General features: G+C 61.0%; 20 protein-coding genes. 13 read left to right on the forward strand and 7 right to left on the reverse strand.

Annotation, left to right across the window (positions count from 1 at the left end; all coding sequences use genetic code 11):
* Positions 1-6 precede the first annotated feature (6 nt).
* The 8 genes from lpxA (at position 7) to IWX85_RS01530 (ending at position 9,244) form a co-directional block, all read left to right on the forward strand.
* On the forward strand, positions 7-819 hold the full coding sequence (lpxA, locus tag IWX85_RS01495; RefSeq protein WP_196868492.1) for an acyl-ACP--UDP-N-acetylglucosamine O-acyltransferase: 813 nt from the start codon (positions 7-9) through the stop codon (positions 817-819).
* Positions 820-913: 94 nt separating this feature from the next.
* The gene (gene lpxB, locus IWX85_RS01500) at positions 914-2,053 is read left to right on the forward strand and encodes a lipid-A-disaccharide synthase (RefSeq protein WP_196868493.1); all 1,140 of its coding nucleotides are present in this window, start codon (positions 914-916) and stop codon (positions 2,051-2,053) included.
* Positions 2,025-2,642 (forward strand): ribonuclease HII, encoded by a 618-nt coding sequence (gene rnhB, locus IWX85_RS01505; protein WP_196868494.1) that lies wholly within the window; start codon positions 2,025-2,027, stop codon positions 2,640-2,642. Before lpxB ends, rnhB begins: the two co-directional genes overlap by 29 nt.
* Positions 2,639-3,430 carry an RNA methyltransferase gene (locus IWX85_RS01510; RefSeq protein WP_196868495.1) on the forward strand — a complete coding sequence of 264 codons (792 nt, stop codon included), beginning with the start codon at positions 2,639-2,641 and terminating at the stop codon, positions 3,428-3,430. The genes rnhB and IWX85_RS01510 overlap by 4 nt, the downstream gene beginning before the upstream one ends.
* A 361-nt stretch (positions 3,431-3,791) precedes the next feature.
* Positions 3,792-4,973 carry a glutamine-hydrolyzing carbamoyl-phosphate synthase small subunit gene (gene carA / locus IWX85_RS01515; RefSeq protein ID WP_196868496.1) on the forward strand — a complete coding sequence of 394 codons (1,182 nt, stop codon included), beginning with the start codon at positions 3,792-3,794 and terminating at the stop codon, positions 4,971-4,973.
* Complete coding sequence (carB, locus tag IWX85_RS01520) at positions 4,966-8,208, forward strand: carbamoyl-phosphate synthase large subunit (protein ID WP_196868497.1); 3,243 nt, start codon at positions 4,966-4,968, stop codon at positions 8,206-8,208. The genes carA and carB overlap by 8 nt, the downstream gene beginning before the upstream one ends.
* Positions 8,209-8,327: 119 nt before the next feature.
* Complete coding sequence (gene greA, locus IWX85_RS01525) at positions 8,328-8,804, forward strand: transcription elongation factor GreA (protein ID WP_036810853.1); 477 nt, start codon at positions 8,328-8,330, stop codon at positions 8,802-8,804.
* A complete protein-coding gene (locus IWX85_RS01530) occupies positions 8,804-9,244 on the forward strand; it encodes a DUF4149 domain-containing protein (RefSeq protein WP_196868498.1) in 441 nt (146 codons plus the stop codon). The genes greA and IWX85_RS01530 overlap by 1 nt, the downstream gene beginning before the upstream one ends.
* A gap of 54 nt (positions 9,245-9,298) precedes the next feature.
* Here IWX85_RS01530 and folD read toward each other — a convergent pair whose 3' ends face one another.
* From folD to IWX85_RS01545, 3 genes are all read right to left on the reverse strand, one after another.
* Positions 9,299-10,159: a bifunctional methylenetetrahydrofolate dehydrogenase/methenyltetrahydrofolate cyclohydrolase FolD gene (folD, locus tag IWX85_RS01535; protein ID WP_036813798.1), complete on the reverse strand. Its 861-nt coding sequence runs from the start codon at positions 10,157-10,159 to the stop codon at positions 9,299-9,301.
* Positions 10,160-10,243: 84 nt separating this feature from the next.
* Positions 10,244-10,870 (reverse strand): response regulator transcription factor, encoded by a 627-nt coding sequence (locus IWX85_RS01540; RefSeq protein WP_036810859.1) that lies wholly within the window; start codon positions 10,868-10,870, stop codon positions 10,244-10,246.
* A gap of 44 nt (positions 10,871-10,914) precedes the next feature.
* Positions 10,915-13,485, reverse strand: coding sequence for a PAS domain-containing sensor histidine kinase (locus IWX85_RS01545; RefSeq protein WP_196868499.1), 2,571 nt, complete (start codon positions 13,483-13,485; stop codon positions 10,915-10,917).
* A gap of 331 nt (positions 13,486-13,816) precedes the next feature.
* Between IWX85_RS01545 and aceE the strand changes: the two genes are divergently transcribed.
* From aceE to lpdA, 4 genes are read left to right on the forward strand one after another with little or no spacing between them, the layout of a single operon-like run.
* Entirely contained in the window at positions 13,817-16,501 is a 2,685-nt protein-coding gene (aceE, locus tag IWX85_RS01550) for a pyruvate dehydrogenase (acetyl-transferring), homodimeric type (protein WP_036810865.1), read from the forward strand.
* Positions 16,502-16,545: 44 nt separating this feature from the next.
* Positions 16,546-18,300, forward strand: a complete 1,755-nt coding sequence (gene aceF / locus IWX85_RS01555; protein WP_196868500.1) for a dihydrolipoyllysine-residue acetyltransferase — start codon at positions 16,546-16,548, stop codon at positions 18,298-18,300.
* Positions 18,297-18,887: an MFS transporter gene (locus IWX85_RS01560; protein WP_036810872.1), complete on the forward strand. Its 591-nt coding sequence runs from the start codon at positions 18,297-18,299 to the stop codon at positions 18,885-18,887. The genes aceF and IWX85_RS01560 overlap by 4 nt, the downstream gene beginning before the upstream one ends.
* Complete coding sequence (gene lpdA / locus IWX85_RS01565) at positions 18,884-20,773, forward strand: dihydrolipoyl dehydrogenase (RefSeq protein ID WP_196868501.1); 1,890 nt, start codon at positions 18,884-18,886, stop codon at positions 20,771-20,773. The genes IWX85_RS01560 and lpdA overlap by 4 nt, the downstream gene beginning before the upstream one ends.
* A 334-nt stretch (positions 20,774-21,107) precedes the next feature.
* On the opposite strand, the gene IWX85_RS01570 is transcribed toward lpdA, so the two are convergent.
* From IWX85_RS01570 to IWX85_RS01580, 3 genes are read right to left on the reverse strand one after another with little or no spacing between them, the layout of a single operon-like run.
* Positions 21,108-23,516 carry a hypothetical protein gene (locus IWX85_RS01570; protein WP_196868502.1) on the reverse strand — a complete coding sequence of 803 codons (2,409 nt, stop codon included), beginning with the start codon at positions 23,514-23,516 and terminating at the stop codon, positions 21,108-21,110.
* Positions 23,517-23,533: 17 nt separating this feature from the next.
* Complete coding sequence (locus IWX85_RS01575) at positions 23,534-23,842, reverse strand: hypothetical protein (protein WP_196868503.1); 309 nt, start codon at positions 23,840-23,842, stop codon at positions 23,534-23,536.
* 40 nt (positions 23,843-23,882) lie between these two features.
* Positions 23,883-24,086 (reverse strand): tripartite tricarboxylate transporter substrate-binding protein, encoded by a 204-nt coding sequence (locus IWX85_RS01580; RefSeq protein ID WP_036810885.1) that lies wholly within the window; start codon positions 24,084-24,086, stop codon positions 23,883-23,885.
* Between the two features lie 316 nt (positions 24,087-24,402).
* Here IWX85_RS01580 and IWX85_RS20855 point away from each other — a divergent pair, with 316 nt between their 5' ends.
* The gene (locus tag IWX85_RS20855) at positions 24,403-24,534 is read left to right on the forward strand and encodes an IS4 family transposase (RefSeq protein WP_196868504.1); all 132 of its coding nucleotides are present in this window, start codon (positions 24,403-24,405) and stop codon (positions 24,532-24,534) included.
* A 187-nt stretch (positions 24,535-24,721) separates the two neighbouring features.
* Here IWX85_RS20855 and IWX85_RS01590 read toward each other — a convergent pair whose 3' ends face one another.
* Positions 24,722-25,321, reverse strand: coding sequence for a C40 family peptidase (locus IWX85_RS01590; protein WP_051984553.1), 600 nt, complete (start codon positions 25,319-25,321; stop codon positions 24,722-24,724).
* Positions 25,322-25,412: the final 91 nt, after the last annotated feature.

Below are 25,412 nucleotides of genomic sequence, written 5' to 3' on the forward strand. Positions count from 1 at the left end.
GCGGTCATGACGCTGCCAGCCGCGCCTTCGGGCATCCATGCGACGGCCCTGGTTGACCCCCAGGCCCAGCTCGACAGTTCGGTGATCGTCGGGCCTTACACGGTGATCGGCCCCCATGTCAGCATAGGCGCGGGCACGACGGTCGGCGCGCATTGCGTGATCGAAGGCCACACCAGCATTGGCATTGACAACCGCATTTTCCAGTTCAATGCGCTGGGCGGCGTGCCGCAGGACAAGAAATACGCAGGGGAGCCGTGCCAGCTGGTGATTGGTGACCGCAACACGATTCGCGAGTTCTGCACCTTCAACATCGGCTCGCCCGGTGACCTGGGCGTGACCCGCATGGGCAACGACAACTGGATCATGGCTTACGTGCATGTGGCGCACGACTGTGTAGTGGGCAACCACACGATTTTTGCCAACAACACCACGCTGGGCGGCCATGTACATATTGACGACTGGGTGATCCTGGGCGGCTTCACCGGAGTGCACCAGTTCGTGCGGCTGGGCGCCCACAGTTTTACTGCCGTTTCTTCGGTGGTGCTGGCTGATTTGCCGCCCTTTGTCATGTGCCAGGGCCAGCCCGCCAAAGCGCGCTCGATGAACTTTGAAGGCTTGCGCCGCCGGGGTTTTTCGGCCGACCGTATTTCAGCCGTCAAGGCCATGCACAAGGCGCTGTACCGTGACGGCCTGACGCTGGAACAGGCCAAGCTGCAGATCGCTGAATTAACTAAAAAGCATACAGAATCCAAGCCAGACGTGCAGATGATGCTCTCGTTTTTAGAGCAAGCCACGCCGCAGCGCGGAATCGTTCGCTAGGGCCGCAATGTTGGCCGTGTCACGACCTCCGCGCCCCCGGAGCGAGGAGGGGTCTTCTTATGATTCAAGCGCACCCTCGGCTCCCAACATTGCCATGGTCGCAGGTGAAACCTCGGGTGACCTGCTGGCAGGCTTGCTACTTGACGGCCTCAAGTCGCGCTGGCCGGCCCTGACGTCTGGCGGCATCGGTGGTGGGCAAATGGCCTGTCGGGGATTCCAGGCCTGGTGGCCGAGCGAAAAACTGGCCGTGCGCGGCTATGTCGAGGTGCTGCGCCACTACCGTGAAATTTCTGGCATCCGCGAGCAACTGAAAAAGCGCTTGTTGACGGGCCCAGGGCCGCGTCCCGATGTTTTCATCGGCATCGATGCCCCTGATTTCAACCTCGGGCTGGAGGCGGCGCTGAAGGCCGAGGGTATCAGGACGGTGCAGTTCATCTGTCCCTCCATCTGGGCCTGGCGGGCTGACCGGGTGGAAAAAATCAGGCGCAGCGTGGACCATGTGCTGTGCATCTTTCCGTTTGAGCCGGCCCTGCTGGCAGCCCACGGAATTGCCGCGACCTATGTTGGCCATCCGCTGGCGGCCGCGATTCCGATGCAGCCGGACCGCCAGGCGGCCCGGCACGCGCTGGGCTTGTGCAACGAAGACACGGTCGTCGCCATTTTGCCGGGCAGCCGGAAATCGGAAATCGAGTACTTGGCTTTTCGATTTTTTCAGGCTGCAGCGCTGATCAAGCAGTCACATCCCGCTATTCAATTCATAGTGCCGGCGATTCCCGCGCTGAAAGACCTGATCGAGCAGCTGGCGGATCAGGCTGGCGTCCGCGCCCATATGCAGATCGTCGCAGGCCAGTCGCACACCGTACTGGCTGCCTGCGATGTCACGCTGATTGCCAGCGGCACTGCGACGCTGGAAGCGGCGTTGTTCAAGCGTCCCATGGTGATTGCCTACAACATGAACTGGCTGTCGTGGCAGATCATGCAGCGCAAGCAACTGCAGCCCTGGGTCGGCCTGCCGAATATTTTGTGCCGCGATTTTGTCGTGCCTGAACTGCTGCAGGACCAGGCATCGCCCGTGGCACTGGCGCACGCGTTGCGTGAATGGATTGATGCAAAATCCTCGGCCCCTGAAAAAATAAGGGCCGTCGAACAGCGATTCACCCAACTGCATGCAGAACTGCAGCGAGACACTTCCCAATTGGCCACCGATGCAATCCAGAAAATCCTTGAAACCTGAGCAGACTGTCCTTTCGTGGGACACGCCTGGCTTGATGGCCGGAGTCGATGAAGCCGGGCGCGGGCCGCTGGCCGGGCCGGTCGTTGCGGCCGCCGTCATTCTGGACCCATTCAATCCCATTGCGGGCCTGGCCGATTCAAAAAAACTCACGGCTCTGCGGCGCGAGAAGCTTTATGACGAAATCCAGGCCAAGGCGCTGTGCTGCTCGATTGCCATGGCGACCGTGGAAGAAATTGACCGCCTGAATATTCTGCAGGCGACCTTGCTGGCGATGAAGCGGGCGGTGGAAAGCCTCCGGCTCAAGCCTTCAAAAGTACTGGTTGATGGCAATCAGCTGCCCCGGTTGCTGATCCTGGCCGAGGCGATTGTCAAGGGCGATGCACTGGTGCCGGCCATTTCGGCGGCGTCGATTCTGGCCAAGGTCTACCGCGACCGCTGGTGCGGCGACTATCACCTGCAGTACCCGCAGTACGGTTTTGCCGGCCACAAGGGCTATGGCACGGCCGAACACCTGGCCGCCTTGCGCCAGCACGGCGCCTGCCCCCAGCACCGGCGTTCGTTTGCGCCCGTGGCCGGGGTGTTGCGATGAGCAGCGGCTTTTCCGTTCCCGTCACGCATGTTTCGTCACGCGACAACCTCCTGGTCAAGGACCTGCACCGGCTGTCGCACGACAACACCGCTTACCGCAAGCAGGGCCGCGTCTGGCTGGAAGGCGACCACCTGTGCCGTGCTGCACTGGCACGCGGCCTGAAACCTGCACTGGCCGTATTTTCAGAGTCTTTTTGGCCTCTTGCGCATGCTGATTGGGCGTCAGTAGCTATGAAAAACATAGTGATGGCCGATGCGCTGCTGCCCGAGATCAGCGGACTCGAATCGCCGGCGCGCATGGGCTTTGTGCTCGAACTGCCAGCCGTGCCCGAACTCCAGTCCGGCGCAGCATCGGTCATTCTGGACCGTGTGCAGGATGCCGGCAATGTGGGCTCCATCCTGCGCAGTGCGGCAGCTTTCGGCTTCAGCCAGATCATCGCGCTCAAGGGAACGGCCGCGCTGTGGTCGCCCAAAGTGCTGCGCGCCGGCATGGGTGCGCACTTTGCCTTGCGCCTGGTAGAAGGCGTTGACCCCGAGGTATTGGCGGAACTCGCGGTGCCGATTGTGGTGACGAGTTCACACCACGGCAGCTTCGTCCATCAGCAGAAATTGCCCATGCCGTGCGCCTGGGCGATGGGCCACGAAGGGCAGGGCGTCAGCGATGACCTCATGGCCCGCGCCAGCCTGAAGGTGCGCATCGACCAACCCGGCGGCGAAGAATCCCTGAACGTCGCCGCCGCCGCCGCGATCTGCCTGTACGCCAGTTCACTGTCGCTTGCCACGCGCTGATCTAGCCCAATAAGCGACTTTAAACGCACGAAACTCTGAAGGCGCAGCAAAAACTGCATAGCTCTAAACGCGAAACGCCAAGTACCAGGTGCGAGGCAATGCACGGCAAGAGGCGCAAGGCTTCCCAAAGCCAGCAAGGGCCGCGGAACCGGCTTTGCCGGGCCGCAGGCGCAGCGGCCCCCTCGGGGGGCAGCGAACCACACGAAGTGGGGAGCGTGGGGGCGCTATAATCGTGGGCTTTTCAAATCACAGCTTCGCCCAAGCGCAAACCAAGCAAAACCCTTCACAAAAGCAGCCCGCAAGCGTCTGACAAGACCTTTTTGTGGACGTTTGGGCGAACCGTACACAACCGGAGAACCCAGTGCTTTTGTCTCTACAGGGAAATACCCCTCCCGCCATTCTGGCGCTCGCAGACGGCACGGTCTTTATTGGCAATTCGATTGGAGCTGCCGGCTCCACGATCGGCGAGGTGGTGTTCAACACCGCCATGACCGGCTATCAGGAAATCCTCACGGACCCGAGCTATTGCCAGCAGATCGTCACCCTCACTTATCCGCATATCGGCAACTACGGCATCAATGCCGAGGACGTTGAGGCCAGTAAGGTGCATGCCGCAGGCCTGATCGTCAAGGATTTACCGCTGATCGCGTCAAACTTTCGTGCGTCCATGACCCTGGCGGAGTACCTGGCCCGGGAAAACATCGTCGCCATTGCAGGGATCGATACCCGCCAGTTGACGCGTCATCTGCGTATCCACGGCGCCCAGAATGGCTGCATCCTGGCGCTCGCGCCTGGCGAGGCGGTGAGCCAGCCGGCCATCGACAAGGCGGTTGCAACGGCCAAGGCTGCGCCCAGCATGGACGGGCTGGACCTGGCCAAAGTGGTGTCGGTCAAGCACACCTATGAATGGACCCAGACCGAGTGGAAACTCGGGTCAGGTTACGGCGTGCAGATCACGCCCCGCTTTCATGTGGTGGCGTTTGACTTCGGCGTGAAGAAAAACATTCTGCGCATGGTGGCCGAACGAGGTGCGCGCATCACGGTCGTGCCGGCGCAGACCTCGGCGGTTGACGTGCTCAAGCTTCAACCCGACGGCATTTTTCTGGCCAATGGCCCCGGTGATCCGCAGGCCTGCGACTACGCGATTGAAGCGGTCCGCGAACTGATTGAAACCGGCATCCCGACATTTGGCATCTGCCTGGGCCACCAGATCATGGCGCTGGCCGGCGGTGCCAAGACTTTCAAGATGAAGTTCGGCCATCACGGCGCCAACCATCCGGTCAAAGACCTGGACACCGGCCGCGTCAGCATCACCAGCCAGAACCACGGTTTTGCGGTCGATGAAACCACGCTTCCCGCCAATTTGCGGCCGACGCACATCAGCCTGTTTGACGGCACGCTGCAGGGATTGGCCCGCACCGACAAGCCGGCGTTCTGTTTCCAGGGCCATCCTGAGGCGTCGCCCGGACCCCACGATATTTCATACTTGTTCGACCGCTTCACGGCACTGATGGCGCAAAGCCAGGAGAAGAAGAATGCCTAAGCGCACAGACATCAAATCGGTCCTCATCATCGGCGCCGGCCCGATCATCATTGGCCAGGCCTGCGAGTTCGACTATTCCGGCGTTCAGGCCTGCAAGGCGCTGCGGGAGGAGGGCTACAAGGTCATCCTGATCAACAGCAACCCGGCCACGATCATGACCGACCCGGCCACCGCCGACGTGACCTACATCGAGCCGATCACCTGGCAGACGGTGGAAAAAATCATCGCCAAGGAACGGCCTGATGCCATCCTGCCGACCATGGGGGGCCAGACTGCGCTCAATTGCGCGCTCGATTTGTGGCGCAACGGCGTGCTGGAAAAATATGATGTCGAGCTGATCGGCGCCAAGCCCGAAGCCATCGACAAGGCCGAAGACCGGCTGAAGTTCAAGGACGCGATGACCAAGATCGGCTTGGGTTCGGCGCGCTCGGGTATTGCGCACACCCTTGAAGAAGCCTGGACCGTTCAGAAAACGCTGGGTTTCCCCACCGTGATCCGCCCCAGCTTCACGCTGGGCGGCACGGGCGGCGGCATTGCCTACAACCCGGAAGAGTTCGAGGAAATCTGCAAGCGTGGTATAGAAGCCTCGCCGACCAGCGAGCTGCTGATCGAGGAATCGCTGCTCGGCTGGAAAGAGTACGAGATGGAAGTGGTGCGCGACACCGCCGACAACTGCATTATTGTCTGCTCGATTGAAAACCTGGACCCGATGGGCGTGCACACCGGCGACTCGATCACCGTGGCACCGGCCCAGACGCTCTCCGACAAGGAATACCAGATTCTGCGCAATGCTTCTCTGGCCGTGCTGCGCGAAATCGGCGTCGATACCGGGGGCTCCAACGTGCAGTTCTCCATCAATCCGGACGATGGCCGCATGGTGGTGATCGAGATGAATCCGCGCGTGTCGCGATCGTCGGCGCTGGCTTCCAAAGCCACGGGTTTCCCGATAGCCAAGGTCGCCGCCAAGCTGGCCGTAGGGTACACGCTTGATGAACTGCGCAACGAGATCACCGGCGGCGCAACGCCAGCCAGCTTCGAGCCCAGCATTGATTACGTGGTCACCAAGATTCCACGTTTTGCGTTTGAAAAATTCCCAACTGCCGATTCGCGCCTGACGACGCAGATGAAGTCGGTTGGCGAAGTCATGGCGATGGGCCGCACCTTCCAGGAGTCGTTTCAGAAAGCCTTGCGCGGGCTGGAAGTCGGCGTTGACGGCATGAACGAAAAAACCCAGGACCGCGAAGTGCTGGAAAAGGAACTCGGCGCGCCGGGCCCGGACCGCATCTGGTACGTGGGCGATGCGTTCGCCATGGGCTTGACGGTCGATGAAGTGTTTGAACTGACAAAAATCGACCGCTGGTTCCTGGTGCAGATCGAGCAGATCGTCAAGATCGAACTGGAACTGGAATCCACCTCGTTGGACCAGATTGATGCCGCCACGCTGCGCGCGCTGAAGCAAAAAGGCTTTTCCGACCGCCGACTGGCGCGTCAGCTCAAGACCACCGACACGGCGATCCGTGAAAAGCGTATCGCTCTGGGCGTGCGCCCGGTCTACAAGCGTGTCGACACCTGCGCGGCCGAGTTCGAAACCAATACCGCCTACCTGTACTCGACCTACGAGGCCGAGGGCAGCGAATGCGAAGCGGCGCCCTCCGACAAGAAGAAGATCATGGTGCTGGGCGGCGGTCCGAACCGTATCGGCCAGGGCATCGAGTTTGACTATTGCTGCGTTCACGCTGCCATGGCGATGCGTGAAGATGGTTACGAGACCATCATGGTCAACTGCAATCCCGAGACGGTTTCGACCGACTACGACACCAGTGACCGCCTGTACTTTGAGCCGCTGACGCTGGAAGACGTGCTGGAAATCGTTGACAAGGAAAAGCCGTTTGGCGTGATCGTCCAGTACGGTGGCCAGACGCCCTTGAAGCTGGCGCTCGACCTTGAGGCCAACGGCGTTCCCATCATCGGCACCTCGCCCGACATGATCGACGCGGCCGAAGACCGCGAGCGTTTCCAGAAGCTGCTGCATGCGCTGGCGCTGCGCCAGCCGCCCAACGCCACGGCCCGCACCGAGCCTGAAGCGCTTGAAAAAGCCGCTGCGCTGGGTTATCCGCTGGTGGTCCGCCCGAGCTATGTGCTGGGCGGCCGGGCCATGGAAATCGTCCATGAGCAGCGCGACCTGGAGCGTTACATGCGCGAAGCCGTCAAGGTCAGCCATGACTCGCCGGTGCTGCTGGACCGCTTCCTGAACGATGCGATTGAATGCGATGTCGACTGCATCCGGGATTCGGAAGGCAAGACCTTCATCGGTGGCGTGATGGAGCACATCGAGCAGGCCGGCGTTCACAGCGGCGACTCGGCGTGTTCGCTGCCTCCGTATTCGCTAAGCTTGGAGACAGTCACCGAGATCAAGCGCCAGACCGCCGCCATGGCAGAAGCACTCCATGTGGTCGGCCTCATGAATGTGCAATTTGCCATTCAACACATCGATGGCCTGGATGTCATCTACGTACTGGAAGTGAATCCACGCGCCTCGCGCACGGTACCGTTTGTCAGCAAGGCCACGGGCATCCAGCTGGCCAAGGTGGCGGCGCGCTGCATGGTCGGCCAGTCGCTGGCATCGCAAGGCGTAATTCATGAAGTCACGCCGCCTTACTTCAGCGTGAAAGAAGCGGTATTTCCCTTCGTCAAGTTCCCCGGCGTGGACACGATTCTTGGCCCTGAAATGAAGTCCACTGGCGAGGTCATGGGGGTGGGCAAGACCTTTGGCGAGGCGTTTGTGAAGTCGCAGATCGGCGCCGGTACCAAGCTGCCAACGTCCGGCAAGGTTTTCCTGACTGTCAAGAACAATGACAAGTTGCGTGCTGTTGACGTGGCGCGCGCACTGGTTGATCTCAAGTTCGAACTGGTCGCCACCAAGGGCACGGCCGCAGCCATCAACGCAGCCGGCATTGCCTGCGGCGTGGTCAACAAGGTGACGGAAGGCCGGCCACACGTTGTGGACATGATCAAGAGCAACGAGATTGCGCTGGTCATCAACACCGTGGAAGAGCGGCGCAATGCGATCGCCGATTCGCGGCAGATCCGCACCTCGGCGTTGCTGGCCCGCGTGACGACCTTCACCACCATTGCCGGCGCAGAAGCGGCAGTGGAGGGCATGAAGTACCTGGACAACCTGAGCATTTATTCGATCCAGGAACTGCACGCCCAGCTGGGCGCGCAGGCGGCTTGACGATCAGGTGAAACACCCGCTTGACCTAGCCGAACATGCATTAAACTAAAACGTCAAGACGATTCAACATACCGCCGCCAGGTGACTGGTGGCGGTTTCGCATTTTGCAGGACCCAAACATGACCACTTTACCCATCACCAAGCGCGGCGCGGAAAAGCTGAAAGCCGAATTGCACAACCTCAAAACGGTTCAGCGCCCGTGGGTCATCAACGCGATTTCCGAAGCCAGGGCACAGGGTGACCTGAGCGAAAACGCCGAATACGAAGTCGCCAAGGACCGCCAGGGTTTCATCGAAGGCCGCATCCAGGAAGTCGAAGGCAAGCTGTCGGCTGCCCAGATCATCGACCCGTCCACCTTCGAGCCGGGAACCCGCGTGGTGTTTGGCTCGACCGTCAAGCTCGAAGACGAAGCCACCGGCGACAGCGTGACCTACCAGATCGTGGGTGAAGACGAGGCCGATATCAAGCTGGGGCTGGTCAACATCGGCTCGCCGATTGCCCGCGCCTTGATCGGCAAGGATGAGGGCGACAGCGCCGAAGTGCAGGCACCTGGCGGCATCCGCCGCTACGAGATCGTGTCGGTCAGCTACCTTTGATGCAGCCGCCGGCGCGTCAGCGAATCGGGCTGCTGGCGGCGGCCCTGTGGTGGGGCAGCTTGACGGCGCTGGGTTTTGTCGTCGTGCCGATGCTGTTCATGCACCTGGGAAGTCCGGCGGCTGCCGGCGCCATGGCCGCCAAACTGTTTGGCGCGCAAACATGGATCAGCAGCGGCTGCGCCCTGTTGATGCTCATGGTTTTTAAGCAAAAAGATGGTATTGCGCAAGCTGGGAAAGCACAAGCAGCTATGAAATTCATAGTGGCCGGCATGTTGCTGGCCTTGCTGGTCGAGTTTGCCGTGGCACCGCGCATTGTCAGTGCCCGCGCTGACGGCGGCAACCTGCGGCTCTGGCACGGACTGGGCAGCGCGATGCTGCTGGGCCAGTGGCTGTGCGCCGGATCCACGCTTTGGCGCCTGAGCGGCCGACCTGAGCGCTAGCCACTCGGCGCGGCGTCGAATGGCACCGCTTGAGTGAGCGGGTCGCTGCCAGCTTCAGCAGCGTTCTGCCGCTTCCAAGGTGTTGACCAGCAGCATGGTGATGGTCATCGGACCGACGCCGCCGGGCACCGGCGTGATGTAGCCCGCCACCTGCCGAACGCTGTCAAAATCCACATCGCCGCAGAGCTTGCCTTCGCCAGGCTCGCCTTCAGGAACGCGGTTCATGCCCACGTCAATCACCACCGCGCCGGGTTTGACCATGTCGGCCGTCAGCACGTTGCGCTTCCCAACTGCCGCCACAATCACGTCGGCCTGCAACGTGATGGCCTTCAGGTCGGCCGTGGCACTGTGGCAAACCGTGACGGTGGCGTTTTTCTGCAGCAGCATCAGCGCCATCGGCTTGCCGACGATGTTGCTGCGGCCAATCACCACCGCATGCTTGCCGCGCAGGTCGTAGCCGATGCTCTCCAGCATCTTCATGCAGCCGTAGGGTGTGCACGGCCAGAAGCCGGGTTGGCCCACCATCAACGCACCGGCGCTGCCGACATGAAAGCCGTCCACGTCTTTGGCCGGTGAAATCGCCTCGATGACCTTTTGCGCGTCAATATGTGCCGGCAGCGGCAACTGCACCAGGATGCCGTGAATCGCCGCATCGTTGTTCAGCGCCTCGACGCGTGCCAGCAGTTCGGCTTCACTCAAATCGGCCGGGTAGCGCTCCAGCACCGAATGCAGGCCGTTGTCTTCACAAGCCTTGACCTTGTTGCGCACATACACCTGGCTGGCCGGGCTGTCGCCGACCAGCACCACGGCCAGTCCCGGCGTGATGCCGCGGGCGCGGAGAAGCGTGGCGCGCTGGGCGACTTCGCCTCGGAGTTGGCGTGAAAGGGCGTTGCCATCGATGAGTTGGGCGGTCATGTTATTGAGCTTCAAGTAAAAACGCCCGTCAGCGCAAGTGCCACGGGCGTAAAGTGCTATTAAAAGAGGAGTTTCTGGTGGGGCTCAAGCCTTGGGCGCGATGGAACCCAGTGCGATTTTCAGCAGGTCTGCAACGGTATTGGCATTGAGCTTTTCCATGATGTTGGCGCGGTGCGCCTCGACCGTCTTGATGCTGATGCCCAGGTCGTCTGCAATTTGCTTGTTCAGGCGGCCGGCGACAATTCGGTCCAGGACCTGCGCTTCTCGTGACGTCAGCTTGGCCAGCAGCGCGTCGCGGCTGGCCGACTGTTGATGGTCGTTGAAGGCATCCTTGGCCTGCGCCAGCATGCGTTCGACCAAGTCCACCAGCGCGTCTTCCTGAAAGGGTTTCTGGATGAAATCCATCGCGCCCTTTTTCATGGTGTCCACCGCCATCGGCACGTCGCCGTGTCCTGTGATGAAGACGATGGGCAGCGGTGACTTGCGTTCCATCAGACGGTCCTGCAACTCTAGCCCAGTCATGCCGCCCATGCGGATGTCGACAATCAGGCAAGCCACTTCGCGCGCATCGTAGCGGCTTAGGAATGTTTCGGCCGAGTCGAAACAGCGCACCCGGTAATCCTTGCCTTCAAGCAGCCATTGCAGCGAGTCACGAACACCTTCGTCGTCATCGACGACATAGACCGTGCCTTTTTTGGGTATCAAACTCATGCCTTGCTTTCTTCGTAAACTTGAATGGAAATGGTGGAGTTTTTCTAGGAGCTGCCCGCAACTTCGGGGGTTATGGTGTCGGTGGTTGAAGCTGCCGGTGATGTCAGGGATATTACCGGAATCCAGAAGGTAAACCGGCAGCCGACGACGTCTTCTCCATTGTAGAGGTTGACCGCTTCCAGCCTGCCCTGGTGGGACTCGACAATGCTGCGGCACAGTTTCAAGCCAATGCCCATACCCTCGGCCTTGGTCGAATAGAAGGCCTCAAACAAACGTTCCATGACCTCCGGCGAGATGCCCTGGCCGGAATCCAGAACCGAGAACTCCACCACGCCCTGGCCGTTGATCTGCTTCGGCAACACCTGTAACTCGACATTACGCTGGGCTGTGGGTCGGTGCGACTGGGCAATCGACTCGGCCGCATTTTTCATCAGGTTGATCAGCACCTGCTCAATCAAAATCCGGTCTACCATTACGTCGGGCAGGCGTGCGGCAATGTGATGGGTGAGCCGAACATGGTGACGCCGGAGTTCGATTTCCGCCAGTTCCATGGCATTGCTCACCAGCGTCGCCACCTCCGCCGACGTGCGGTTGGGTTCGCTGCGTTTGACGAAGGCGCGGATGCGCTGGATGATCTGCCCGGCGCGCCAGGCCTGTTTGGCAGTTTTTTCCAGCGCCACCAGCAGGTCGTCGTTGCTGATCTGGTTGGCCTTGATGCGCGACACCATGCCGTTGCAGTAGTTGTTGATGGCGGTCAGCGGCTGATTCAGTTCGTGGGCCACGCTCGACGCCATTTCGCCCATGGTGATCAGGCGGCTGGCGTTCTGCGCACGTTCGTTCTGCTGCGCAGCCTGTTCCTCGGCATGGCGTCGCGGCGTGATGTCGGTGGCAATCACCATCTGCGCCAGACGGCCATCTACCCAGGTCAAATAACGCGAACGCACTTCCAGCCATTTGGCCAGTTCGGGAACGAAGATCTCGGCGTTGGCGGTTTGGGCATCGGTCAGCGCATCGGTCGGAAAACCAGCCATGTCATCCACTGCGTCGAGGGCATCGCCCGACGGTTTGAAGGTAGGTACTCCGACCTGCGCCACCAGGTTCACATGGCTTGACGCCTGGCCGCTAAACCAGGAGCGGTACAGCCGGTTGGCAAACAGCAACTCGCTGCCGCCCATGGGCGCCACGGAAACGGCAGCATCCAGACCCTCAAGGACCGTGGTGAAACGTTCGTAGGACGCGGTGAGTTCCTCGCGGATTCGCTTGGGTTCGGTGATGTCGGTCATCGACGTCATCCAGCCGGTTTGCTGGCCACGCGGATCGATCAGCGGCGACACATACATGCGGGCATCAAAGATGTTGCCGTTCTTGCGCTTGACGCGGACTTCAAATCCGCCAGCCGGCGTCCTGCCGTGCAGTTCGTCCTCTAGCCGGCCCATCAAGATGCCGATTTCCGATTCGGGCCAGTGCGGGAATGGTGCGGTGCAGCCGACGAGTTCATCTTCGTTGAGTCCGGTCATCTGGCAAAAAGCCGGGTTGACATAAGTGATGCGGCCCTGCAGGTCAAGCGCGCGCATGCCTGTCAGCATCGAGTTCTCCATCGCACGCCGAAAATGGGTTTCGGTCTGCAGCGCTTCCTGCGCCTGGACCCGGCGTCGGGTGTGGCGCCAGTTGCCCAGCAGCATCCATACGGTCAATGCGCTCAGCGCACTGACCAGCCAGAAAAAGCCACTGCCCACCACGCCCTGCGAGGCGCGGTAGCCTTCAGCGCGGATCAGGAGGCCATTGCCCACTGGCGATACCGGAATCTCGTACTTGGCCGCGCCTTCGGTCCAGGGCAGGAGCCGCGCCGCGCCGTCGCGGACCGGTGGCAGGTTACCGGCCAGCACCGTCTCCTTGTCGTCCACCAAGGCAACGGCATACTTGGCCGTGATTTCGGTCGGAATGCCAAAGCGCAACAGCCCGTCCACTGAATACTCCCCCATGATCACGCCGGCAAACCTGCCCTGTTCGTCCAGCGGAACCTGCAGCTGCAGGCTAGCTGCGTTAGAGCGCCGCGTGTCCTGCACGATCAGCGGCCTGGAATAAACCGGCTGGCGCAGGTCGCGCGCCAGTTCGTAGGTTCCGTCGGTTTCACCCAGTTTAAGTTGCTCACCGACATTGCGCGACCCGATGGCGTTCGCACTGGGCGAAACATACGATGCCTTGATGCTCCGCCGATTGTCGATCCAGCTTATCGCCATCAATTCCGGATTCTGGTTGACCAGCGCTTCCGCCTGAATCAGGAATTCCTCGGCATCAATCTCGTGGTTGGACACGTCCCGGCCGATTCGCATCAGTTGCTCCTGCCGTTCCAGCAGCCGCAGCCGAAGACGTTGCTGGGCATATTCGACATCGCGGGTGACGGCCTGCTGTTCGCGGTCTATCTCTTCGATGCGCAGGTAGCCGAAGGCTGCGATCACGGCCGCCAGAAAAAGAACCACGGAAAACAGCGGTCCCAGCGCAATGAACCGGTCCTGGCGAGACGGGGACTGTTTGCGCCACCAGCGTCGCCACAACGCCACAGACGCAGGACTGGTTGTTGTGTCAGCGGTGGGGGAAATCGGAAACTGCGGCATAAGAAAAACTGATGATCTTAGAGGAAGTGAACCTACATGGCAGAGTCAGGCTCGAATTCACAAGTTCAGTGTAAGGCAGGCATACCGGGTTTTTTATTTCGTATTATTTCATAATGCAAAATTAATAAGCATAATTTGAAATTTTTAAATAATTGTGAGAAACTAAGGAATTAAACTTAATTTCGGTTTAAAAGCATTTCCTAGACGCGCCCACGGCAGGCTGAACAATGCCTCGCATGGGTTCAAAGTTACCAGCGAAAAGATTTATTCAGGAGACAAAATGGCAGCCACCCCAGACGAAAACCAGCAAACAGGAATTCCCCCAACAAGCATGTCCCTTGACACGCTGCAAGACAAAGACACGCAGGAGACACGCGAATGGATGGATGCGCTGTCCGCCGTCATTGAAAGCGAGGGCCCCGAGCGTGCCCACTTCCTGCTTGAGCAACTGCTTGAACATGCCCGCCAGAAAAGTATCGACATGCCTTTTTCGGCCAATACGGGCTATGTCAACACCATAGAGCCTGACCAGGAAGAACGCTCGCCCGGCAACCTGATCATCGAGCAGCGGCTGCGCGCCTACATGCGCTGGAACGCCATGGTCATGGTCGTCAAGGCCAACCGCCTGCATCCGGCCGATGGCGGCGACCTGGGTGGCCACATTGGTTCGTTCGCTTCGCTGGCCAGCCTGTTCGGGGCCGGTTTCAACCATTTCTGGCATGCCGAGAGCGAAAACCACGGCGGCGACTGTCTCTACATTCAGGGCCATGTGTCGCCCGGCGTGTATGCCCGCGCCTATCTTGAAGGCCGCCTGAGCGAAGAGCAGTTGCTCAATTTCCGCCAGGAAGTCGATGGCAAGGGCCTGTCCAGCTACCCGCATCCCAAGCTGATGCCCAATTTCTGGCAATTCCCCACGGTGTCGATGGGCCTCGGTCCGCTGATGGCAATTTACCAGGCCCGTTTCCTCAAGTATCTGCATGCGCGCGGCATTGCCAACACCGAAAACCGCAAGGTCTGGGTGTTCTGCGGCGACGGTGAAATGGACGAAGTGGAATCGCTGGGCGCCATCGGTTTAGCCGCGCGTGAAAACCTTGACAACCTGGTGTTTGTCATCAACTGCAACCTGCAGCGGCTCGACGGCCCGGTGCGCGGCAACGGCAAGATCATCCAGGAACTCGAAGGCGAATTCCGAGGTGCCGGCTGGAACGTCATCAAGCTGATTTGGGGCTCTGGATGGGACCCGTTGCTGGCACGCGACAAGGACGGCGCGTTGCGCAAGATCATGATGGAATGCAACGATGGCGACTACCAGTCGTTCAAGGCCAACGATGGCGCCTACGTGCGCAAGCATTTCTTCGGCCGCGATCCACGCACGCTGGAGATGGTCTCCAAGATGAGTGACGACGACATCTGGAAGCTCACCCGTGGCGGTCACGATTCTCAAAAGGTCTATGCTGCCTTCCATTCAGCCGTGAACCATACCGGTCAGCCAAGCGTTCTGCTGATCAAGACCGTCAAGGGTTTTGGCATGGGCAAGATTGGCGAGGGCAAGAACAATGTCCACCAGACCAAGAAGTTGGGCGACGAGGACATCAAGGCCTTCCGCGACCGTTTCAACATTCCGATTCCCGACAGCCAGCTGGCCGAGCTGCCGTTCTTCAAACCGGCCGATGACACGCCTGAAATGCAGTATTTGCATGAACGTCGAAAGGCGCTGGGCGGCTACCTTCCGCATCGCCGCACCAAAGCCGATGAAAACTTCACCGTTCCGGCGATCGAAACCTTCAAGTCGGTCATGGAACCCACCGCCGAAGGCCGCGAAATCTCGACCACCCAGGCTTATGTGCGTTTCCTAACCCAGTTGCTGCGCGACCAGGCCCTCGGCCCGCGTGTCGTGCCCATTTTGGTCGATGAAGCGCGCACCTTCGGCATGGAGGGCCTGTTCCGCCAGATCGGTATCTACAACCCTGCTGGCCAGCAGTACACCCCGGTCGACAAAGAGCAGGTGATGTATTACAAGGAAGACAAGAAGGGTCAGATCCTGCAGGAAGGCATCAACGAAGCCGGCGGCATGAGCAGCTGGATTGCTGCCGCCACCTCGTACAGCACCAACAACCGCATCATGGTGCCGTTCTACGTGTACTACTCGATGTTCGGCTTCCAGCGCGTCGGTGACCTGGCCTGGGCGGCCGGCGACATGCAGGCACGCGGATTCTTGCTCGGCGGCACGTCGGGCCGCACGACGCTGAACGGCGAAGGCCTGCAGCACGAAGACGGCCACAGCCACATCCTGGCCGGCACGATTCCGAACTGCATCAGCTACGACCCGACTTATGCGCATGAAGTCGGCGTCATCCTGCACCATGGCCTCAAGCGTATGGTCGAACGGCAGGAAAACGTCTATTTTTATATCACGCTGCTCAATGAAAACTACGCCATGCCTGGCCTTCAGCCCGGCACCGAAGAGCAGATCATCAAGGGCATGTATTTGTGCAAGGAAGGCCCCAAGCTGGCGCCGAGTGTGCAGCTGCTCGGCTCGGGCACCATTCTGCGGGAATCGATTGCGGCGCAGGAACTGCTTGAGAAGGAGTGGGGCGTTTCGGCCAATGTGTGGAGTTGCCCGAGCTTCAACGAAATGGCGCGCGATGGCCAGAACACCGAGCGCTGGAACCTGCTGCATCCGCTCGAAACACCGCGCACCTCGTTTGTCGAGGACCAGCTACAAGCCCATGCTGGCCCGGTCATCGCTTCCACCGACTACATGAAGGCCTATGCCGAGCAGATTCGCTCCTATATTCCCAAGGGCCGCACTTACAAGGTGCTGGGCACCGACGGTTTTGGCCGCAGCGATTTCCGCAGCAAGCTGCGCGAGCACTTCGAGATCAACCGTCATTACATCGTCGTGGCGGCGTTGAAGGCGCTCAGCGAAGAGGGCACGGTGCCGGTGGCCAAGGTGGCCGAAGCGATCCAGAAGTACGGTATCAATGCCGACAAGATCAATCCGCTTTACGCTTGACGTAAAAAATTCAGCCCAAGACGCAAGCAAACGGAGACAACAACATGGCATTGGTAGATATACAAGTCCCTGACATCGGCGACTTTGACGAAGTCACCGTCATTGAACTGCTGGTCAAGCCCGGCGACACCGTGACGGCCGAGCAATCGCTCATCACGGTCGAGTCCGACAAGGCCTCGATGGAAATCCCGTCCAGTCATGCCGGCGTGGTGAAGGAGATCAAGATCAAGCTCGACGACAAGGTGAAGCAAGGCTCGGTCGTGCTGACACTGGAAGTCGAAGGCGCTGCGGAATCGGAGCCAAAACAGGCTCCCGCGCAGGCTGCGCCTGCTGCTGCAGCTCCTAAAACCGAAGCACCCGCTGCGCCGGCACCTGCCGCGCCAGCCGCCGCTCCCCCAGCCGCTGCGGCTGGCCTGGTCGAAGTCATGGTTCCCGACATTGGCGACTTCAAGGATGTGGTCGTGATCGAGGTGCTGGTCAAGACGGGTGACACCGTCAAGGTCGAGCAATCGCTTATCACCGTGGAATCCGACAAAGCCTCGATGGAAATCCCGTCGAGTCATGCCGGTGTGATCAAGGACCTTAAGGTCAAGCTGGGCGACACCATCAACATTGGCGACCTGCTGGCGATTCTGGAAGGCGCTGCCACTGCTGCTGCTCCCACGCCCACCGCCGCACCTGCGCAGCCAGCACCCGCCACCGCTGGCGGCAGCATCGACCCGGCCGCGGCCAATGCAGCTGGCAGCGCCAAAGGCTATGGCGATCCTGCACCAACGCCGACCGCTGCAACGCCAGCACCAGCCGCCGCCCAGGCCCAGCCCGCGCATGAACCCATGGCCGCAACATCCACCAGCCTGCCGCATGCTTCGCCTTCGGTGCGCAAGTTTGCCCGTGAACTGGGCGTGCCGCTGGCCGAACTCAAGGGCTCCGGCCCCAAGGGCCGCATCACGCAGGACGATGTCCAGGCGTTCACCAAGTCAGTGATGACGGGCGACACCCGCACCCAGGCGCAGGCAGGCAAGGCGCCCGCGTCAGCTGTTGCAGGCGGTAGCGGCACCGGTGCCGGCCTGGACCTGTTGCCATGGCCGAAGGTCGACTTCACCAAGTTCGGCCCGGTCGAGCGCCAGCCCCTGTCGCGCATCAAGAAGATCAGCGGCGCCAACCTGCACCGCAACTGGGTGATGATTCCGCACGTCTGCAACCACGACGACGCCGACATCACCGAACTCGAAGCCTTTCGCGTGCAGATGAACAAGGAAAACGAGAAGCTAGGGGTCAAGATCACCATGCTGGCTTTTCTGATCAAGGCCGCGGTGGCCGCGCTCAAGAAGTTTCCGCAGTTCAACTCCTCGCTCGACGGCGACCAGCTGGTGCTCAAGCAGTATTTCAATATTGCCTTTGCCGCCGACACGCCGAACGGCCTGGTCGTGCCGGTCATCAAAGACGCCGACAAAAAAGGCATCATCCAGATTTCGCAAGAAATGGGCGAGCTGGCGAAGAAAGCGCGCGACGGCAAGCTCGGTCCGGCCGACATGCAGGGCGCCTGCTTCACGATCTCGTCGCTGGGCGGTATTGGCGGGCGCTATTTCACGCCCATCATCAACGCGCCCGAAGTGGCGATCATGGGCGTGTGCAAGAGTCGCATCGAACCGGTCTGGGACGGCAAGGCCTTCCAGCCGCGCCTGATGCAGCCGCTGTCACTGAGCTGGGACCACCGCGTGATCGACGGCGCGGCGGCGGCGCGTTTCAATGCGTATTTCGGCCAGGTTCTGGCGGATTTCCGTCGCGTCTTCCTGTGACGACGCTGGTGGTGGTCAAGAAAGCGGGTCAGGTGGTGATGGCCGCCGACACGCTCGTGACCTTTGGCGACACCCGCCTGAGCCACCGCTTTGAAGCCAACAGCAAGATTTTCAAGGTCGAGACGCCGCAGGGCGTCAGCTACATCGGCATGGCCGGCACGGTGGCGCACTTTCCCGTGCTGCGCAAGGCCATGTCCACACTGGCGCCCGAGGAACTCCGGCTGAACAGCCGCGAGGAGGTGTTTGACACCTTCCTCAAGCTGCATTCCCTGCTCAAGGAATCTTTTTTCCTGCAAAGCAAGGAAGACGACAACGACCCATACGAGTCCAGCCAGTTCACCGTGCTCATTGCCAACGCCACCGGCATTTATGGCCTCTACAGCTACCGCGAAGTCTTCGAGTTCAAGGAATTCTGGGGCGTGGGCTCTGGCCGCAGCTTTGCGCTCGGCGCGATGCACGCCAGCTGGGCCAAGGCCAGGACCGCCCGCGAGGTGGCCCTGGCTGGAATGAACGCCGGTTGCGAATTCGACAAAAATTCCGGCGGACCGATTGACGTATTCACCCTCAAACTGAAAGCCTCCTCATGAGTGCCTCTGCAAACCTCATCGACATCAAGGTGCCCGACATTGGCGACTTTGACGAAGTCTCGGTCATCGAAGTGCTGGTCAAACCCGGCGACACCATCAAGCCCGAGCAAAGCCTGATCACCGTGGAAAGCGACAAGGCCTCCATGGAAATCCCGTCGTCGCAGGGCGGCGTGGTCAAGGAAATACTGGTCAAGCTCGGCGACATGGTCAAGCAGGGCTCGGTCGTGCTGAAGCTGGAAGTCGCTGGCGCCACAGGCGCGGCTGCTGCTCCGGTTGAAGCACCAAAACACACTCCTGCGCAGGCCGCACCTGGGCCAGCTGCTCCTGAAAAAGTAGCGCTTTCTGCAACAGCAGCAGCACCAACCCCAGCGCCAGCGCCAGCCGCTGCCAGCTTCGGCGGCACGGCTGACCTGGACTGCGACCTGCTGGTGCTGGGCGCCGGCCCCGGCGGCTATTCGGCGGCCTTCCGCGCCGCCGACCTCGGCCTCAAGGTCGTGCTGGTCGAGCGCTACGCCGCCCTGGGCGGCGTCTGCCTGAACGTTGGCTGTATTCCGTCCAAGGCACTGCTGCATGTGGCTGCGGTGATGGACGAGGTCAGCCACATGGCGGCGCTGGGCGTTGACTTCGGCGCGCCCAGTATCAACATCGAAAAGCTGCGCGGCCACAAGGAAAAGGTCGTCAACAAGCTGACCGGCGGGCTGGCTGCGATGGCCAAGATGCGCAAGGTCACCGTGGTGCGCGGCTATGGCGCTTTTGTCGGTGCCAACCACGTGGAAGTCGAGGAAACCGGCGGCACCGCGCAGGAAAAAACCGGCAAGAAGCAGACCATTGGCTTCAAGAACTGCATCATTGCCGCCGGCTCACAAGCCGTGCGCCTGCCCTTCATGCCTGAAGACCCGCGCGTGGTGGATTCAACAGGTGCGCTGGAACTCAAGGAAGTGCCCAAGCGCATGCTGGTCCTGGGCGGCGGCATCATCGGCCTGGAAATGGGCACCGTGTACAGCACGCTGGGCGCGCGCCTGGACGTGGTGGAAATGCTCGACGGCCTGATGCAGGGCGCCGACCGCGACCTGGTCAAGGTCTGGCAGAAGATGAACGCACCTCGCTTTGACAACATCATGCTCAAGACCAAGACGGTGGGCGCCAAGGCCACGCCCGAAGGCATCGAGGTGACATTCGAGAGCGCCGAGCCGGGCGGCACTGCGCCTGCACCGCAAACCTACGACCTGGTGCTTCAGGCTGTCGGCCGCACGCCCAACGGCAAGAAGATCGGCGCCGAGAAGGCTGGCGTCAGCATCACCGACCGGGGCTTTGTGCCGGTGGACATCCAGATGCGCACCAACGTAAAGCACATCTTCGCCATCGGCGACATCATCGGCCAACCGATGCTGGCGCACAAGGCGGTGCATGAAGCACATGTGGCGGCAGAAGTGATTGCTGGCGAACTGCAGGGCAACAAGGAACTGGCCAGCGCCGCCTTCAACGCCCGGGTGATTCCAAGCGTCGCCTACACCGACCCCGAAGTGGCATGGGTCGGCCTGACCGAAGACCAAGCCAGGGCGCAGGGCATCAAGGTGAAGAAGGGCCTGTTCCCGTGGACGGCCTCGGGTCGAGCGATTGCGAATGGCCGCGACGAGGGCATCACCAAGCTGCTGTTCGACGACAGCCCGGAAGCCCACGGCCACGGCAAGATCCTGGGCGGCGGCATGGTCGGCACGCATGCCGGCGACATGATCGGCGAGATTGCGCTGGCCATCGAGATGGGCGCCGACGCGGTCGATATCGGCAAGACCATTCACCCGCACCCCACGCTGGGCGAAAGTATCGGCATGGCGGCGGAAGTGGCGCACGGCAGCTGCACGGACTTGCCGCCTGCGCGGAAGTAGAGCAAACATCCTGACTACCCTGCAACGCCCGAGCCCTGATCGGTTCGGGCTTTTTCTGTGTGGGTGGGGGATATGCGTAGGCGTGGTGAACCCAAGGTGCATGACGAATCAGACCATGACCGGGAAGTGTGCCGACTGGTGGCAATGTGCTAACAACCCGGCTTGATGCTGGCAAAGGTCAGCCATCGGGCCAAGACGCTGACGGCGGACAGCGACACGGCGAGGGCGAAAAAAGGCTGCAAGAAAGCGCACCCAGCGGATGCAGTTTTGAGCATCATGGTGAACAAGCTCCTTCGCACAAGAATCCCTGACTCGCCTGACTCGCCTGACTCCGTCAGGTCGGAGCCGGTGTTTTCATCACGAACTCGAATGCGCTTTCATTGCACATTGGCGATAACGGGGCCATTGCGCTGGGCGGCAATGCAGATACCCCGCTACTTGACTCGAACCTGCGCACCACCGACCAGGCACCTGCACTGCCGTTCGCGCTGTTCGCCCGCACCCGCCACCACATGCGCCGCGCCGGCAGTGAACTGATAGTGGTTTGCGACACGATCGGGGTCTGTGTCGCGATCAGCGGCGCGGCAATGGTGCTGGAATCGTCGAACGCGATGGTGTAGGACGCTGCGCCGGCCGCATCACTCCAGTCGAACGTGATGCTCGCTCCCGGCGAGAAGCGCGCGTCATCAAAAGAACTCAGAAGCGTGGGTGCTGGCTCCGCGCCCGAGGCGGGGGAGTTCACGGTCAGGGTGGTGGTGCGCGACACCCCGGCATACGTTGCGCTAACACTGGCCACAGTCGCTGCCGCGACCGTGCTGGTGGATACCGTGAAATTGGCGATGATTGCCGACGACGACGTCGCGCTGACAGTTCCAGCGATCGCGGTGTAGGAGGCGCTGCTCGCACCCGCTGGCACGCTCACACTCCAAGGCACGCTCGCGAGGGAGGACAGCGGGCTTGACAGCGTCACGACCACTCCCGCCGAGTTGGCCGGCACCACGCCCCTCAAAGTGACCGTCCCAGTCGAGGCGCCGCCGTTGGCCACACTGGCCGGGCTCAGGGTGTGCGAGGACAAGGTCACCGTCGGCCCCCCGCCGGGCAATACGCTCAGCGACGTGAAGGTGGAAACGCCATAGGCCGCAGTGAGGGTGATGGACGTGCTGACGGCGACCCCATTCGTCGCGACAGCGAAGCTCAACCGGTCGGATCCCGCGGGATCCGTCACGCTTGCGGGCAGGTCCACCACGGCTGTGTTGGCGCTCGCCAGGGGAACCACCGCGCCGCCCGCTGGAGCAAGTCCGTTCAGCACGACCGTTCCGGTCGATGTGTTGGCGCCGACCACTGACAGCGGATCCAGGAAAAATGAGTTGATGAAGGTCGCCGACGGCGTGGCCTTCACGGTCAAAAGCGCGGTCAGGCTTTGCGCGCCCAGCGTGGCCGTGATGGTCACCAGGGTGTCTACCGCCACGGCGGCGGTCTGCACACCAAACAGCGCGCAGTTGCTGCCTTGGGAAAACGACGGTGTGAGGATTGTTGCCACCGTTGGTTGGCTGCTGGTAATGGCCACGGAGACATCGCCGACCTCGGGCGCTGGTTTGAGTTGATCGATGCAGGCTGTTGCGCCGGTGAAGAGCCCCCCTCGCAAGCTGGGGATGTCGAGAGCCAGCGAGGTCAGGTTCACGGGCGGACGCGTTCCGGGTGTCACGGCGAGCCAGGTCCGCTGATGGCGGCTTGCGAAGAAGGTCCCGCCTTCTGGGCGTGCCTCGGGTGTCGTGAGGTGAGCGTCCATGTTCGCGAACTGGATCGCATTCACGGGAGCTGTCAGGACGCTGAAGCCCAGGCTGGTTGCGCCCGCGGGGATCGGCATGTTCAACCTGTTGTCAGTCGCTGCGATCAGGCTGCTGGAGGCTGCCAAGGCGAAGCTTCCCGCAGGGGCTGGTGCGCTCAGCAGCAAGGTCCCTGCGCTCGGTTTGCCGCCCACCACCGATTTCGGGTTGAGTGAAATCGGAAACGGCCCAGCGGCGGCGCACACGTCCTTCCAGCTGGTGCCCTCTTGAGGCCGACCGAGGCAACCCAGTGTGCATTCCTGTTTGAATGAACAGGCGGAATTCGGCCCTTTCTGGCAATCGAACAGGACGCCCGGATCGCCAGCACATTTGAGGCCGCTGAAACTGGGCTCCGGGTTAAGCACAACGTCGTTCGGCCGGGCTTGTGCGGTAACCGAGAGCGGGGCGCTTCGGCTCGTGCCATTGGCCGAAGCGGTGATGGTGGCGGCGAAAGCCAGGCCGCTGTAGCGCCGGTACCTGGCATTGGTGGCGACCGTGAAGTTTGCGGCCGTTTGTCCGGCAGGCACTGTGACGCTCGGCACCGGGGTGGCAAGCTTGGTCAGCGAGCTTGTAAGCGCCACTGCCGTGCCGCCCGCAGGGGCTACCGCGCTGAGGGTCGTTGTGCAGGTGGCGCCGCCGCTGCCTCGGCCGATGGTGTGAGGCTGCAAGTCAGTGATGTCACGCCCTGCGCATGGGCGGCAGGCATGAGCAGCGCCAGGGTGCATGCGATGAGCGCCAGGCCGCGACTGCCCATGTGGCCTCTGAGATCTGTCGATTTCATGATGTGTTTCCTGTTGAAAAGAAAGCTCGCGCACCGGCTCCTGGCGGTTCTCCTTTGCGGTGTACGCCCAATGCCACTGCGGGTCGAGAGTGGATTTGTTATCGTTGGCTACCAACCGTAAACCGGTGATGGCCATGTTGCCTGCTGCACGGCTCAAGTGACCAAGGTGTTGCCGGTGATGGTGACTTTACAAATCTTGGGCTTGTTGCCGCTGCCGGCACACGCGCCTGACCAGATGGAGCCGCGGCCGTTGCTGGCACTCAAAATGATCGAGCTGCTGCTGGCAAAGTTGGTCGATTGAGTGCTGCCCACCGCGACGTTGAGACCGGCTCGGCTTGAGATGAGCCGCTCCTCGCTGTGCCCGCTGCCCATCGCCATCAGCATCACATTGGCGCTGGACAGGTTTCTCGTGAGTGTCGCTTTCCTTGTCACGCCGGGCAAGACGGCGCAGAGGGCTGCCAAGGTCGAGGTCGTCCTGGCCGTGAAGCTGGTACTGCTTCTGCTACCCCGCTGCCACAGCGACGCCCGCGGGGGCCAGCGCATCAAACCAGCCGTTGTTTTCGAAGCCCGGCAGGCCGCTTTCGGCCACGGTGGGAACGTCGGGAAACTGCGCTGAGCGCTGTTTGTCGGTGACGGGCAGCGCGCGAAGCCGTCCCGGACCCAGCAAGGCATAGGCCGCTGCAAAATTGCTCGTCACCATCTGCATGGACCCGCAATCAGGTGGTTGTAAGCGACCGCCTCGCCCCGGTAATGCCATTCACAGCTCATTGGTGAAATAATTTCTTCTCATCTGTGTTGATAGAGAAAGTTCTGTCTCATCCTGCCCGTAGAGATGCTGAGGCGCTCAAGTGATCGCTTCGGTGCAGACGGCCCGGCAGCTGCGCCAGGCGCAGGCGGTCGTCTTGCCGCTGGACCATGGTCTGAGCCTTGCCGACACGGCCCAGGTGTGGCGGCTGTCAAGCTAGTGGTCGCATAAAGCTGGTGAATCAGGCTGCTTTTCAGAGTTTCAGACTCTTTGCCAGGTGTTTGAGCCCAACGCGTGGCGCACAGCCTGCATCATCAATAAAAAGCCCATCCCCAAGAAGATGCCTGGCCTGAACGAAGTCATCCGCCTGATTGCCCGGCGCCAGTGCCCTGTGGCGGGGTCCGCATGAGGTGGCCATCTTTGTCGAAGGCGCCCGCTGCGCCTGAGCGTTCAGCGATGCGGGATGCTTGATCTTGTCCATCGCCGGAGTTCAGTCGCAGGCAAACAAAAAAGCCGCCTTGCGCATACGGTGTATGCGCAAGGCGGCTATCAAAAATGAATTTTCCTTGCTCTATCAGTGAGCGCTGGCATGCGATTCAGCGAATCGAGGCTGCGTCGCCAACTGAAGCGGCGACGGGCATCGGGTTGACCGGTTCGGTCCCCGTGCTGATCACGCGCCGTGCGCCATTGAAACGGTTCTGCCAGTAACTGCCGCCCATGCTTTCGACTCTGACTTCGGCGCCCGCTCTGGGTGCGTGAATGAACTTGCCGTTGCCGACGTAGATGCCGACGTGGCTGAAGGCGCGCCGCATGGTGTTGAAAAACACCAGATCGCCGGGTTGCAGGTCGGTCCGGTCTATTTTTTGGGTGGCTGCCGCCTGTTGTTCGGCCTTGCGGGGCAGCAGCAAACCGATGCTTTGCTGGTACACGGAGACCACAAAACCGCTGCAGTCAAAACCGGTGTCGGCATCGGTTCCTCCCCATTTATAGGGAACCCCCAGAAAGCCCATGGCGTTGACGACCAGCTCGGACGCTTTTTGGCTGACGTTTTGGCGGACATGGTCAATTTTATTCAGAAGTCCCCGGTCGGCGAGCAGCCTGTCGATTTCGTCGCTGGAAATGGCAGGGGTGGCATGGGCGCTCAGGGTGCAAAGTGCAGCAAGGGCCAGGACGAGTACAGGGGGAAATATTCGCATGGCGCCGAGCATACTTGACGGATTGATCCTACGTCAATAAAAAATCACTATCCTATTTTCATTTCTTGCAGTTAAAGTTTCTTGTATTTGA

The sequence above is a fragment of the Polaromonas sp. CG_9.11 genome (assembly GCF_015752225.1).
Lineage (GTDB): Bacteria > Pseudomonadota > Gammaproteobacteria > Burkholderiales > Burkholderiaceae_C > Polaromonas.

Coding starts and splice junctions, on each gene's coding strand:
- lpxA (WP_196868492.1), top strand. CDS start 7: ATGACGCTGCCAGCCGCGCCTTCGGGCATCCATGCGACGGCCCTGGTT.
- lpxB (WP_196868493.1), top strand. CDS start 914: ATGGTCGCAGGTGAAACCTCGGGTGACCTGCTGGCAGGCTTGCTACTT.
- rnhB (WP_196868494.1), top strand. CDS start 2,025: ATGCAATCCAGAAAATCCTTGAAACCTGAGCAGACTGTCCTTTCGTGG.
- IWX85_RS01510 (WP_196868495.1), top strand. CDS start 2,639: ATGAGCAGCGGCTTTTCCGTTCCCGTCACGCATGTTTCGTCACGCGAC.
- carB (WP_196868497.1), top strand. CDS start 4,966: ATGCCTAAGCGCACAGACATCAAATCGGTCCTCATCATCGGCGCCGGC.
- greA (WP_036810853.1), top strand. CDS start 8,328: ATGACCACTTTACCCATCACCAAGCGCGGCGCGGAAAAGCTGAAAGCC.
- IWX85_RS01530 (WP_196868498.1), top strand. CDS start 8,804: ATGCAGCCGCCGGCGCGTCAGCGAATCGGGCTGCTGGCGGCGGCCCTG.
- folD (WP_036813798.1), bottom strand. CDS start 10,159: ATGACCGCCCAACTCATCGATGGCAACGCCCTTTCACGCCAACTCCGA.
- IWX85_RS01540 (WP_036810859.1), bottom strand. CDS start 10,870: ATGAGTTTGATACCCAAAAAAGGCACGGTCTATGTCGTCGATGACGAC.
- IWX85_RS01545 (WP_196868499.1), bottom strand. CDS start 13,485: ATGCCGCAGTTTCCGATTTCCCCCACCGCTGACACAACAACCAGTCCT.
- aceE (WP_036810865.1), top strand. CDS start 13,817: ATGTCCCTTGACACGCTGCAAGACAAAGACACGCAGGAGACACGCGAA.
- aceF (WP_196868500.1), top strand. CDS start 16,546: ATGGCATTGGTAGATATACAAGTCCCTGACATCGGCGACTTTGACGAA.
- lpdA (WP_196868501.1), top strand. CDS start 18,884: ATGAGTGCCTCTGCAAACCTCATCGACATCAAGGTGCCCGACATTGGC.
- IWX85_RS01570 (WP_196868502.1), bottom strand. CDS start 23,516: ATGGCCATCACCGGTTTACGGTTGGTAGCCAACGATAACAAATCCACT.
- IWX85_RS01580 (WP_036810885.1), bottom strand. CDS start 24,086: ATGCAGATGGTGACGAGCAATTTTGCAGCGGCCTATGCCTTGCTGGGT.
- IWX85_RS01590 (WP_051984553.1), bottom strand. CDS start 25,321: ATGCGAATATTTCCCCCTGTACTCGTCCTGGCCCTTGCTGCACTTTGC.